Origin of the sequence: Agrobacterium leguminum, from assembly GCF_005144435.2 — a bacterium.
Classification (GTDB): domain Bacteria; phylum Pseudomonadota; class Alphaproteobacteria; order Rhizobiales; family Rhizobiaceae; genus Agrobacterium; species Agrobacterium leguminum.
Genome location: NZ_CP120211.1, coordinates 1,554,413 through 1,567,399 on the forward strand (window position 1 = coordinate 1,554,413; position 12,987 = coordinate 1,567,399).

General features: G+C 61.9%; 10 protein-coding genes. 7 read left to right on the forward strand and 3 right to left on the reverse strand.

Annotation, left to right across the window (positions count from 1 at the left end):
• Positions 1-27 precede the first annotated feature (27 nt).
• Positions 28-2,691: an alanine--tRNA ligase gene (gene alaS, locus CFBP4996_RS07685; protein WP_080851628.1), complete on the reverse strand. Its 2,664-nt coding sequence runs from the start codon at positions 2,689-2,691 to the stop codon at positions 28-30.
• 231 nt (positions 2,692-2,922) lie between these two features.
• Positions 2,923-4,014: a recombinase RecA gene (gene recA, locus CFBP4996_RS07690; protein ID WP_059760399.1), complete on the reverse strand. Its 1,092-nt coding sequence runs from the start codon at positions 4,012-4,014 to the stop codon at positions 2,923-2,925.
• A gap of 246 nt (positions 4,015-4,260) precedes the next feature.
• On the opposite strand from recA, the gene CFBP4996_RS07695 reads away from it, so the two are divergent.
• Both CFBP4996_RS07695 and CFBP4996_RS07700 read left to right on the forward strand, forming a co-directional pair.
• Positions 4,261-5,202, forward strand: coding sequence for a carbohydrate kinase family protein (locus CFBP4996_RS07695; RefSeq protein ID WP_080851626.1), 942 nt, complete (start codon positions 4,261-4,263; stop codon positions 5,200-5,202).
• A gap of 29 nt (positions 5,203-5,231) precedes the next feature.
• Positions 5,232-6,155, forward strand: coding sequence for a pseudouridine-5'-phosphate glycosidase (locus tag CFBP4996_RS07700; protein WP_003525163.1), 924 nt, complete (start codon positions 5,232-5,234; stop codon positions 6,153-6,155).
• Between the two features lie 246 nt (positions 6,156-6,401).
• On the opposite strand, the gene CFBP4996_RS07705 is transcribed toward CFBP4996_RS07700, so the two are convergent.
• Positions 6,402-8,666 (reverse strand): OmpA family protein, encoded by a 2,265-nt coding sequence (locus tag CFBP4996_RS07705; RefSeq protein ID WP_137396235.1) that lies wholly within the window; start codon positions 8,664-8,666, stop codon positions 6,402-6,404.
• Between the two features lie 343 nt (positions 8,667-9,009).
• Here CFBP4996_RS07705 and CFBP4996_RS07710 point away from each other — a divergent pair, with 343 nt between their 5' ends.
• The 5 genes from CFBP4996_RS07710 to CFBP4996_RS07730 all read left to right on the forward strand — a co-directional run bounded on the left by CFBP4996_RS07710 (position 9,010) and on the right by CFBP4996_RS07730 (position 12,870).
• Positions 9,010-9,783, forward strand: coding sequence for an ABC transporter substrate-binding protein (locus CFBP4996_RS07710; protein ID WP_003525132.1), 774 nt, complete (start codon positions 9,010-9,012; stop codon positions 9,781-9,783).
• 112 nt (positions 9,784-9,895) lie between these two features.
• Positions 9,896-10,699 carry an ABC transporter permease gene (locus CFBP4996_RS07715; RefSeq protein ID WP_080851624.1) on the forward strand — a complete coding sequence of 268 codons (804 nt, stop codon included), beginning with the start codon at positions 9,896-9,898 and terminating at the stop codon, positions 10,697-10,699.
• A complete protein-coding gene (locus CFBP4996_RS07720) occupies positions 10,696-11,526 on the forward strand; it encodes an ABC transporter permease (protein ID WP_080851621.1) in 831 nt (276 codons plus the stop codon). The genes CFBP4996_RS07715 and CFBP4996_RS07720 overlap by 4 nt, the downstream gene beginning before the upstream one ends.
• Before the next feature lie 168 nt (positions 11,527-11,694).
• Positions 11,695-11,961, forward strand: a complete 267-nt coding sequence (locus CFBP4996_RS07725; protein WP_003522173.1) for an usg protein — start codon at positions 11,695-11,697, stop codon at positions 11,959-11,961.
• Between the two features lie 84 nt (positions 11,962-12,045).
• On the forward strand, positions 12,046-12,870 hold the full coding sequence (locus CFBP4996_RS07730) for a class I SAM-dependent methyltransferase (RefSeq protein WP_080851619.1): 825 nt from the start codon (positions 12,046-12,048) through the stop codon (positions 12,868-12,870).
• The last annotated feature ends 117 nt before the right edge of the window (positions 12,871-12,987 follow it).

Below are 12,987 nucleotides of genomic sequence, written 5' to 3' on the forward strand. Positions count from 1 at the left end.
GGTCAAGCCCGAGGATGACGGCGCGTGTTATGCGGCCAGCGCCGCCGCCACCGCTTCGATGGCTTCCTGCGCTTTCGCGCCATCCGGGCCACCGGCCTGCGCCATATCCGGGCGGCCGCCGCCGCCCTTGCCGCCGAGTGCGGCGGAAGCGGTGCGGACGATGTCCACGGCGCTGAAACGGGCCGTCAGATCTTCGGTCACCGCAGCGACAGCACTTGCCTTGCCATCGTCGGAAACGGCAATCAAAAGCACGACGCCGGAGCCGAGATTGGCCTTGGCCTCATCGGCAAGGCCCTTGAGGTCCTTGGCATCGATGCCGGACATGGATTTTGCCAGGAAATTGACGCCCGCGACCTGCTGGATGTCGTTTGCGCCGGCATCCGACGAACCGCCGCCCATGGCGAGTTTCCTGCGCGCATCGGCAAGCTCGCGTTCCAGCTTCTTGCGCTCGTCGAGCAGGCCTTCGACACGCGACAGCACATCGCCCGGCTGAACCTTGAGCGACGAAGCAAGCGCCTTGACCCGCTCATCCTGCTCGGCGAGATAGGCAAGCGCGCCCTGACCCGTGACGGCTTCAAGACGGCGCACACCGGCACCGACAGCACTTTCGCCGAGAATGCGGATAAGACCGATCTGGCCGGTGGCAGCCACGTGGGTGCCGCCGCAGAGTTCGACGGAATAGGGACGATTGGCTTTCGCGCCGTGAACGCCGGTGCCCATGGAGACAACGCGAACCTCATCGCCGTATTTTTCACCGAACAGCGCCATGGCGCCCTCGGCAATGGCGTCATCGACGCTCATCAGGCGGGTGACGACAGGCGAGTTCTGTAGCACGATCTCGTTCGCCATTTCCTCGACAACCTTCAGCTCCTCGGCCGACATCGGCTTCGGATGCGAAACGTCGAAGCGCAGGCGTTCTGGCGCGACCAGCGAGCCCTTCTGGGCGACGTGCGTGCCGAGCACTTCGCGCAGCGCCTCATGCAACAGGTGGGTGGCGGAGTGGTTGGCGCGCAGACGCGAGCGGCGGTCATGATCGACCGTCAACTGAACGGCGTCGCCGAGCTTCAGACCGCCCTTCGACACCGTGCCCAAATGCACGAAGAGGCCTTCGCCCTTCTTCTGGGTATCGGAAACGGCAAAGGCGCCATTGTCGCCGGAGATCACGCCGGTATCGCCCATCTGGCCGCCGGACTCGCCATAAAACGGCGTCTGGTTGACGACGACCTGCACCGTCTCGCCATCGGCAGCGCTTTCCACAGCCTTGCCGTCCTTGACGATTGCCTGGATGACGCCCTCGGCGGTTTCGGTGTCGTAACCGAGGAATTCGCTCGCGCCGAGCTTTTCCTTGAGCTCGAACCAGACGGTCTCGGTCGCCTTGTCGCCGGAACCGGCCCAGTGCGAGCGGGCTTCGGCCTTCTGGCGCTCCATCGCATCGGTGAAGCCGGAAATATCGACGCCGATTTCGCGGGCGCGCAGCGCATCCTGCGTCAGGTCCAGCGGGAAACCATAGGTGTCGTAGAGCTTGAAGGCGGTTTCGCCATCCAGCATATCGCCCTTGTGCAGCGTCGACGTCGCGTCGGACAGAAGCGACAGACCGCGTTCCAGCGTCTTGCGGAAACGGGTTTCCTCGAGCTTCAGAGTCTCGGAAATCAGCGCCTCGGCACGGACCAGTTCCGGATAGGCGCGGCCCATCTGCTGCACCAGCGCCGGCAGCAGCTTGTAGATCAGCGGCTCGCGCGCGCCGAGAAGTTCGGCATGGCGCATGGCGCGACGCATGATGCGGCGCAGGACATAGCCGCGACCTTCGTTCGACGGCAGAACGCCATCGGCGATCAGGAAGGCGGACGAGCGCAGATGGTCGGCGATGACGCGGTGGCTGGCGCGCTTTTCACCTTCGGCCGGAACGCCGGTCGCTTCCACGGAAGCGGCAATCAGCGCGCGGAACAGGTCCGTATCGTAATTATCATGCTTGCCCTGCAGCAGCGCCGAAATACGCTCAAGGCCCATGCCGGTGTCGATTGACGGACGCGGCAGGTCGATGCGCTCTTCCTTCGTCAGCTGCTCATATTGCATGAAGACGAGGTTCCAGATTTCGATGAAGCGGTCGCCATCTTCTTCCGGCGAGCCGGGCGGGCCGCCCCAGATATGATCGCCATGATCGTAGAAGATTTCCGAACAGGGACCGCAGGGACCGGTATCGCCCATCGCCCAGAAATTGTCGCTGGTCGGGATGCGGATGATGCGGTCGTCGGAGAAACCGGCGATCTTCTTCCAGAGGTCAAAGGCCTCGTCGTCGGTATGGTAGACGGTGACCAGCAGACGATTGCGGTCGATGCCGAATTCCTTGGTAATCAGGTTCCAGGCATGGGTGATCGCTTCTTCCTTGAAGTAATCGCCGAAGGAGAAATTGCCGAGCATTTCGAAAAAGGTGTGGTGACGGGCGGTATAACCGACATTGTCGAGGTCGTTATGCTTGCCGCCGGCGCGCACGCATTTCTGCGCCGAAGCGGCCGTGGAATAGGGACGGCTTTCAAGACCGGTGAAGACGTTCTTGAACTGCACCATGCCGGCATTGGTGAACATCAGTGTCGGATCGTTGCGCGGCACCAGCGGGCTGGAGGGCACGATCTCGTGTCCGTTCTTCTTGAAGTAGTCGAGAAAGGTCGACCGAATTTCATTCACACCGCTCATGCCCACACACCGCTCACAGCTGGAGTCCATCACTTCCACCCCGAAGGATGGCTATATTGCAAAATCACTGGCTTTTATCGTTCGCATCCTGCCCTGTCCAGCCATGGAGGCGAAGCAAGACATATAGGCAAATAAAAAGGGCCACGCGAAGAAAAATCGCACGACCCTTTTTGATCTATATCAGTTCGGCAAAGTCTGCGGGTGGCAATGCCCGAGCCTTCACGGAAGGTGTCAGCCTTCGTCGGAGCCGTCGTCGCCTTCGCCGGCGTCCGGCCCGCCATTCTGCAGGAAGCGGTCGGCGATCAGGCCGGCATTCTGGCGCAGCGCCAGTTCGATCTCATTGGCCGTTTCCGGATTGTCGCGCAGGAATATCTTGGCGTTTTCACGCCCCTGCCCCAGACGCTGGCTATTATAGGAGAACCATGCACCGGACTTCTCGACGATACCGGCCTTCACGCCGAGATCGACAAGCTCACCGGTCTTGGAAACGCCTTCGCCATACATGATGTCGAATTCCACCTGCTTGAAGGGCGGCGCCATCTTGTTCTTGACGACCTTCACACGCGTCTGGTTGCCGACAACCTCTTCGCGCTCCTTGACGGCGCCGATACGGCGAATGTCAAGACGAACGGACGCATAGAACTTCAGCGCGTTGCCGCCCGTCGTCGTTTCCGGCGAACCGAACATGACGCCGATCTTCATACGGATCTGGTTGATGAAGATCACCATGCACTTAGACTTGGAGATCGACGCCGTCAGCTTGCGCAGCGCCTGGCTCATCAAACGCGCTTGAAGACCCGGCAGGCTATCGCCCATTTCACCTTCGATTTCCGCCCGCGGCGTCAGCGCCGCAACTGAGTCGACGACCAGCACGTCAACCGCGCCGGAGCGCACCAGCGTATCGGTGATTTCCAGCGCCTGCTCGCCCGTGTCGGGCTGCGAGATCAGAAGGCCCTGCAAATCCACACCGAGCTTGCGGGCATAGACCGGATCGAGCGCATGTTCGGCGTCGACGAAGGCGCAGATGCCGCCCTTCTTCTGGGCTTCGGCAATGGTCTGCAATGCCAGCGTCGTCTTGCCCGAGCTTTCCGGGCCATAAATTTCAATGATGCGCCCCTTCGGCAGACCGCCGATGCCGAGCGCGATATCCAGGCTGAGCGAACCCGTCGAAACGGTCTCCACTTCAACCACATTTTCATTGGAACCGAGCTTCATGATCGATCCCTTGCCGAACGACCGTTCGATCTGGGAGAGCGCCGCTTCCAGTGCCTTGCTTTTATCCACCGATTTATCCTCTACGAGACGCAAAGAATTTTGTGCCATCCGAACCACCTTTAGGTTATTGAAGCCGCACAGGCAATGAAGCAGTATGGAAACGGTATGTACTCTATTTGTTCTCATTTCGCAAGGCTAAGCCAGCATATTGAAAACAAATAGCGATAAGTCGTTTGTTCTGCTTTCGTTTTTCCGTGCCCGGCCCATGGCCGCAAACCGGATGCGAGGTCAGGAAGACGTCAGTTTAGGCCGAATCGTCCGGTCTTTCCATCCGCCAAAGAGGGAAACGCAAGCGTGAAGAAAATACTCGTTCTGGGCGGCGCGCATATCGACAGGCGCGGCATGATCGAGACTGAGACGGCGCCCGGCGCGAGCAACCCCGGCTCCTGGATGGAAGAGGCCGGCGGCGGCGGTTTTAACGCCGCGCGCAATCTTTCCCGCCTCGGTTTTCAGGTCCGCATCATCGCCCCGCGCGGCGGCGATACGACCGGTGAGGCAGTGGCGGAGGCCGCACGGCAGGCGGGCGTGGAAGACACACCCTTCACCTTCCTGGACCGCCGCACCCCAAGCTACACCGCCATTCTGGAGCGTGACGGCAATCTCGTCATCGCGCTGGCCGATATGGACCTCTATAAGCTCTTCACCCCGCGCTGCCTCAAGATACGCGCCGTGCGCGAGGCAATCACGGCGAGCGATATCCTGCTCTGCGACGCCAATCTGCCGGAAGACACGCTGACGGCGCTCGGCCTCGTCGCCCGCGCCTGCGAAAAGCCGCTGGCGGCCATCGCCATATCCCCCGCCAAGGCGGTGAAGCTGAAAGCGGCGCTCGGCGATATCGACATCCTCTTCATGAACGAGGCGGAAGCCCGCGCGCTGACCGGCGAAACGACTGCCAATGTTCGCGACTGGCCCAACATCCTGCGCAAGGCCGGGCTTGCCGGCGGCGTCGTTACCCGCGGCGCAAGCGAGGTGGTGGCCTTCAGCAGGACGGAGACGGCGATCCTCCACCCGCCCCTCATCCGCGAGGTGAAGGACGTAACCGGCGCGGGCGACGCCATGGCGTCGGGTTATCTCGCCGCCATCGCCGAGGGAAAGACGATTGCGGAAGCGTTGAGGCAAGGCGCGGCGGCGGCCGCCATCACCGTGCAATCGCCCTTCGCCACCTCCCAGGACCTATCAAAAGACAGTGTCGAAGCCATGTTGGGGCTTGTTCCCCAGGCTGAAATGCTGGCATGAACCCGCTTTTAAAAACTGGAACAGATGAAATGACCCGCCCTATCTCCCCGCTCCTTCCAATCGTCTATTCTCAGGAAGTCGCCGCCGCCAAGCAGCGCGGTGCGCCGATCGTGGCACTTGAATCGACCATCATCACCCACGGCATGCCTTACCCAGGCAATATCGAGATGGCGGAAAGCGTCGAACAGATCATCCGCGATCAGGGTGCTGTTCCGGCCACCATCGCGGTCATTCACGGCACCCTGCATATCGGCCTTGAGAAAGACCAGCTCGAGGCGCTGGCCCAGACCACCGACGCCATGAAGGTCTCGCGCGCCGATATCGCCTTTGCGATCGCCGAGCGCCGCACCGGCGCCACCACGGTGGCCGCCACCATGATCGCCGCCGCCCGCGCCGGTATCCGCGTTTTCGCCACCGGCGGCATTGGCGGCGTACACAAGGGCGCGGAAGAGACCTTCGACATCTCCGCCGATCTGACCGAGCTTGCGAAGACCGGCGTGATCGTCGTCTGCGCCGGCGCCAAGGCCATTCTCGATATTCCGAAGACGCTCGAGGTTCTCGAAACCAATGGCGTGCCGGTCGTCACTTTCGGCTCGGAAGAATTCCCGGCTTTCTGGTCGCGCTCCTCCGGCCTGCCGAGCCCGCTCTCGCTCAACAGCCCGGCGGCAATCGCCAATTTCCAGACAACCCGCGAACAGCTGGGTATCGAGGGCGGTATGCTGGTGGCCAATCCCGTGCCGGAAGAGGACGAAATTCCGCGCGAGGAGATGGAAATCTACATCAACCGCGCCATCTCCCACGCCGAACGCGACGATATCACCGGCAAGGAAGTCACCCCCTACCTGCTCGGCGACATCTTCCGCCTGACGGATGGCCGCAGCCTGGAAACCAATATCGCGCTGGTGCGCAACAATGCCCAGCTGGCGGCGGAAATCGCGGTCGCGCTGAACTGAAGACACACATCTCCTCTTCGGGCGGTTCCCAAAGTGAGTGCTGGGGGGTTTTGGAGGCTGGAACAAACACTTCCTCCGTCATGCTCGGGCCTGTCCCGAGCATCTGCTACGTCTCGACCGGAGGAAACGTGATTAGATCCTCGCCTCAAGGGCGAGGATGACGTCGCGTATTTGGAAAGCCTGTCCCAATGAAAAAGGCCCGGAGAGCCTGCGCTTTCCGGGCCTTTGTTTTTCATCAGAACCTAGTCACTTCTGGGCGACCGGCTTCACCAGCGGCGTCACGCGGCGGATGGTGACGCGGCGGTTCTGCTGTTCCGGGCCGAGCGTCTGGACCTTTAGGTAACGCTCACCATAACCTTGCGTCGCGAGGTTTTCCGGCGGAATGCCGTAAACATCGGTCAAGACGTTGGCGACGGAAGCGGCGCGCTCGTCGGAAAGCACGAGGTTGCTTTCATCAGAACCGACGGCGTCGGTATGGCCTTCGATCAGGAAGGTTTCACCCGGGTTCTTGTCCAGCGCCTTGTTGATGGCATCCGCCACCTTGCGCAGCGAACGGGCCTGCGTCATCGGGATTTCGGCGCTGCCGGTGGCAAAAGTGATGGTATCGAGGTCGATACGGCGCACCTTGTCGCGGATACGGGCCGAATAACGCACTTCATCCAGCGAATAAACACGCTCCACCGGCTCGACCGGCGGCTGTTCCAGGAAGCGGTAATAATCGCGGTCCGGATCGCTCGAGGTGTCGATGATGTAGTCCGTCACGGGAATGCGCAGGCGCATCGGCGGCAGGTCGAGGCCCGGATCGCGATAGACGTAATCGCGGTCGGGATCTTCCATCAGCTCCGGCGCATAGAACAGCACATATTCGCGGCCGCGATCGTCGATGCGCGAGCGCTGGATCACGTCGCCGTAACGGTTGCGGATGGTCACCACCTGCGTTCCGTCACGACGCTCCACGGTTTCGCGGACACGGCCGCCGGGCAGACGCTCGTAATAGGGCTCGCCGCCATCGCGGATGAAGCGCTGGTTGTCGTCGCCGCGCACCACGACACGGTCGCCGAACTGCAGGATGATCGGCGCATCGCGGTCGCGATCACGCGGACGGCCTTCGCGCGGCTGCCATTCGCGCACGCCTTCCGGCCGCTCATATTGCGGGCGACGGTCGACACGCTCGCCCTGCTGCGAGGTGATGGCTTCCATCTTGACGGGCGGCGGCGGGGCCTTGCCTTCGGCGGCGCCGGCGCGCTGCGCTTCGGCGTCGGAGGTCGGGACCTTCACGTCACCCGCCTGTTCGCGTTCACGACGGCGCTCCTCGCGGGTCTGGCGGTTGCCGGAACGTTCCACCTCCTTGTCGCTGTCTAGAACGGCGGCGCCCTTGTCGACCGGCAGAATGACGGTATCGGCGGTCTTGGACGGGTCCTTGGCGATGGCCTTGGCCTTGTCCAGCTCTTCCTTCGTCATCGGTGGTGCTTCCGTCTGCGGAACAGCGACCTGATTGGGGACGGGTTCGCCGGCCGGCGCCTGTCCGGTTGTCGTACCGCTCGGCGGCGGCGTCGGCGCGCCTGGCAGCGGGGCTGCGGGTTCGGTTCTGCCCTGACCCTCTACCGGCGGCTGTTCCGAAGGCTGACGGCCCGGTGCGGGGTTTGGCTGGGCTTCAGGTGCCGGCGGACGCGCGGGCGTCGGCGCTTCGGTCGGAACCGGTGCTTCCTTCGCGGCAGGCTCGGGAGCGGCCGGCTTTTTCTCCGGAACGGCTTTTTCGGCCGGTTCGGCTTTCTGTTCCGGGGCCTTTTCCTCTACCGGTGGCTTTTTGGCGGGGGCCGGTTCGCGGGGCTTGGCCGGCTCGCCGGCATTTTCAGGGCGTGCTGCGGGCTCCTGTTCGGCGGCAGGTTCCTTCGCGCGCTCCTTGCGGGGACGCTCAGGACGCTGCTCGCCCTCGCCCGCGGGCTGTTCGGCCCGTTCCGGCTTGCGCGGACGTTCCTTCGGCTGCTCTTCGGCCGGTGCGGCTTCGGGCGCGGCCTCGCGCTGGCGTGCGGGGCGCTGTTCGCCCTCGCCCTGCGGCTCCTGTGCACGTTCGGGTTTGCGGGGACGCTCCTGCGGCTGCTCTGCCGGCGCGGGCTCCGGGCGGGCCTCACGCTGCTGCGGTTCCTGCTGGGGTTCGGGCTGCGGCTCCCTTTGCGGCTCGGGACGCGGTTCGGCAGGCGCGGCTTCGCGCTTGGGCTCCGGTTCACGCTGCGGCTCCGGCGCACGCTCCTGTCGTTGCGGCTCGGCCTGCGGCTGCTCCTCTTCGGCCTGCTTGCGACGCTTGCGCAGTTCCTCTTCCGGGTTCGGTTCTTCCGGCTGCGCCTGCGCCAGAATCACCTGACCGGTCGCAGCATCGCCGGGAAGCGCCTGCGACACGGGCGTCTGCGCCCGCGCAGCACCGGCAAAACCGGCCGCGGCCGGCTCCACCGCAATCGCCAGCGACATGAGGGGGAAAACCACCCCCGTCAGCAATGTGTTCTTCTTCAGCATCGGTGTTTCCTCATCTGCCATTATTGGTCGCCAGTCTTGCGACATCTTGATTCCGGCTGCGCGTGCAGGCGCTGGTCAACGCCTCGCACACGCTTCGGTTCCCATGATGGACAAAGCCTTCTGTACCGGAAATGAACAGATCAAGGCGTTTTCGTGGAAGCTCTGCGGCACAATCGCGGTCACTAATATTGCAGTTGCATTTTTTGACCAACCGGATGAATAATCGCATCCGCGCTGAAGGCTACAGGCGGTATCATCCGCTGCGCCCTGCGCCCTGCGCCCATGGCGTCCGCACTGAAAACAACAACAGACCGCGGATGAACGACCAAAAGAGAGGATCGAAATGCCTATTTCCACCCGTCTGCTCGCAGCCGTATCGATTGCCGCCATCTCGCTGTTTTCAGGTGCTGCCCTCGCGCAGGACAAGATCGTCATCGGCACCGAAGGCGCCTATCCGCCCTTCAACAATCTCGAAGCCGACGGCACGCTGACCGGCTTCGACATCGACATCGCCAAGGCGCTGTGCGAACAAATGAAGGCCGAGTGCACCTTCGTCACCAATGACTGGGACGGCATCATTCCCGCCCTTCAGGCCAAGAAGTTCGACGCCATCATCGCGTCCATGTCGATCACGCCCGAGCGTCTCGAGAAGGTCGACTTCTCCAAGAAATATTACAACACCCCGCCGGCCATCGCCGTGCCGAAGGATTCGCCGATCAAGTCCGTCGACGATCTGAAGGGCAAGTCGCTCGGTGCGCAGGGTTCCACCACCCACTCCAACTATGCCGAAAAGCATTTCCCGGATGCCGACGTGAAGATGTATCCGACCGCCGACGAGTATAAGCTCGACATCGCCAATGGCCGTATCGACGCCGTCATCGACGATATCGTCGTTCTGTCGGAATGGCTGAAGACGGATGCTGGCGCGTGCTGCAAGATCCTGACGCCGCTTCCGGTCGATGTCGAGATCAACGGCAATGGCGCGGGCGTCGCCGTCCGCAAGGGTGACACGGCGCTTGCCGACAAGTTCACCGCCGCCATCGCCGGCATTCGCGCCAGCGGCAAGTATCAGGAGATCAACAAAAAATACTTCGATTTCGACGTTTACGGCGAGTAAGCCCGTTCGATCTGTTGAAATCTCGTGGCGGAAGGCTTGCCCTTCCGCCATTTTTGTTTGAAAACGTCACGATAACAATCACGGCGGCTTAAGACCGCAGGGGAAAATTGGCATGAGCGGAGCATTTTCCGCCATAGGTGCGTTCTGGACCTATGTCTCGACACTTCTCGATCCCTTTTGCGGGCCGGTCGGTCTCTTCTCGCTTTTCGGAAACGGCACCCTGGTCGCCTGCGGCGATGCGGGCTGGGGCGATGAAATCGCCTTCGGCGTCAAGGTCACCATCTCGCTGGCGCTCGCCACCCTGCCCGTCGGGCTGCTGATCGGTTTCCTCATCGCGCTCGCCGCGCAATCGGAAGAAAAATCGCTGCGGCTGGCGACCGGTATTTACACCACCATCTTCCGTGGCCTGCCGGAACTGCTGACGCTTTTCATCGTCTATTACGGCATCCAGATGCTGCTGCAATCGGTGGCCGGTTATGTCGGCATCACCGGTCCGGTCGAGATCAACGCCTTCGTGGCGGGCATGGTGGCGCTGTCCGTGGTGTTTTCGTCTTATGCGTCCGAAGTGCTGCTCTCCGCCTTCAAGGCCATACCAAAAGGGCAATATGAGGCCGGCGCGGCACTGGGGCTTTCGCGGGGCCGCACCATGGTGCTCATCATCATTCCGCAGCTGGTCAGGATCGCCCTTCCCGGCATGACCAATCTCTGGGTCATCCTGCTCAAAGACACGTCCTACGTCTCGATCATCGGCCTTGCCGATATCGTTCGCCAGACCGGCATCGCCGCCCGCGTCAGCAAGGAAGCCTTCTTCTTCTACAGCATCGCCTGCCTGCTCTACCTCATGCTCGCGCTGCTTTCGTCCATCGGCATCGGCTTCATCGATCGCTGGTCGCGCAAGTCGGAGGTGAGCCGATGAGCCATATTCAGGAACTCATTCCCCCCCGCCCCGCCCCGGCTGTCACGGAAAAGCCGCTCAATATTTCGCGCATCGTCGGCATCGCCGTCATCACGCTCTGGCTGCTGCTCGCCGCCGGGCTGATCTTCGCCATGATCGAGGGCTGGGACTGGGACAAATTCCAGCGTTACGGGCCGCGCTATATCGATGGTCTCATCACCACCATCACCCTCGTCGGCAGCTCGATCATTCTCGGCGCCATTCTTTCCGTGCCGATCGCCTTCGGCCGCATGTCGGAAAACCGCATCGTTGGCGCGCTGGCCTATGCCTATGTCTACGTCTTCCGCAGCACGCCGCTTTTGGCGCAGCTTTTCCTGATCTATTACGGCCTCGGCAGTTTCCGCCAGGGGCTGGAAACCGTCGGCCTGTGGTGGTTCTTCCGCGAGGCCTGGTATTGCGGCCTGTTGTCGCTCACCCTCAACACCGCCGCCTATCAGGCCGAAATCCTGCGCGGCGCGATCCGCAGCGTGCCGCGCGGCCAGCATGAGGGCGCCGCCTCGCTCGGCCTGTCGAAACTCGTCACCTTCCGCAAGATCATCCTGCCCCAGGCGCTCATCGTGGCGCTGCGTCCCTATGGCAACGAAATCATCCTGATGATCAAGGGTTCGGCGGTGGTCTCCATCGTCACGGTCTTCGACCTGATGGGCCAGACCCGCTACGCCTTTTCCCGCACCTTCGATTATCAGGCCTATCTCTGGGCCGCGATCTTCTACCTGACGATCGTGGAAACGCTGCGGCATGTCTGGGCATGGCTGGAAGCCCGCCTGACCCGGCATCTCAAGCGCTAGTCGCAACGTTGGCAGCACTCATCAATGAAGGCTGCCAACATTTTGAAAAATATAAATATTTTGTGACAACCCATGTCTTTGGCAAGCTTGGATTAACCATGACGTGTTCCCATATTCGATACAGCGGTAACGCTGTGATCGGCAATCATGGAAACGGGAACCGCCGTCATGAACAAGGACATGGAAATGATGCTGAGAGGCTACGGCCTCACCACCGCCCAGATATTTTATCGCCTGCCGGATCATCCGCTGGTTCTCCAGACCTATGTCTGGCAGGACTATGATCTTGCCCCGGACTTCCCTGAGATGCATGGCTTCCTCAAATTCTGGAAGGAAAAGCTCGACGGACCGCTGCACTCCGTCCGCTACGTGCACCGGCAGGTCATCTCGGCGCAGGAATGGCGCGCGCTCAAGGGGGAGTTCATCATCCACTGAGCCATCGCGCCACATAAACATTGCGCCCGTCCCCGATGCGGCTTACAGCAAACCTCAACTGAAGATGCTGACGGATAAGGCACGATGACGAAGAACCAGAAAATCGACGAAGAGGCGCTTGCCGAGGCCTATAACCGCGCGCTCGCGCTTGAAAAAGCCGGCGATGTGGACGCGGCGGTGAAGGCCTATGAAGAGGTTCTGGCCATCGACCCGGACGATCACGGCGGAGCGGCCGTTCGCATCGCCGCCATGGGCCGGGGCGAAACCCCGCCGAAGGCGCCCGACGCCTATGTCGAAACCCTGTTCGACCAGCATGCCGAAGCTTTCGAGGATATTCTTGTCGAACAGCTCGGTTACGCCGTGCCTATGATGGTGCGCCAGCGGCTGCAGACGCTGAACCTCGGCCCGTTCAAGCGCCTGCTCGATCTCGGCTGCGGCACCGGCCTCACCGGCGAGGCGCTGCGCGACATGGCCGACGATATCACCGGCATCGACATTTCCGAAAACATGGTCGAAATCGCCCATGAAAAGGACCTCTACGAGACGCTCTACGTCGCCGAAGCCGAGGATTTTCTCGAGGATAATGACGACGAGCCTTTCGACATCATCACCGCCACCGATGTGCTGCCCTATCTCGGCGCGCTGGAGCCGCTGTTTTTCGGCGCCGCCGAAAACCTCAACGCCGGCGGCCTGCTGATCTTCTCGTCGGAAACCCTGCCCGAAGAAACCCTGGCCGGACGCCCCTATATGGTCGGCCCGCACCAGCGTTTCGCCCATGCGGAAACCTATGTCCGCGAAAGACTGGCCGCGACCGGTTTTGAAATTCTCGAAGTGACCGACATCAATGTGCGCATGCAGGACGGCAATCCGACACCCGGCCATCTGGTGATCGCCAAGCTCAAGGGCTGATGTCGCTTCGGCATCGTCGCAGACGTTGCGGCAGATTTCTTCTCCCCGCCGGGGAGAAGAAACAAGCGGGACATGCTCGCCCTACGTTTAAGGAACATTGCTGAATCAACCTCTCAG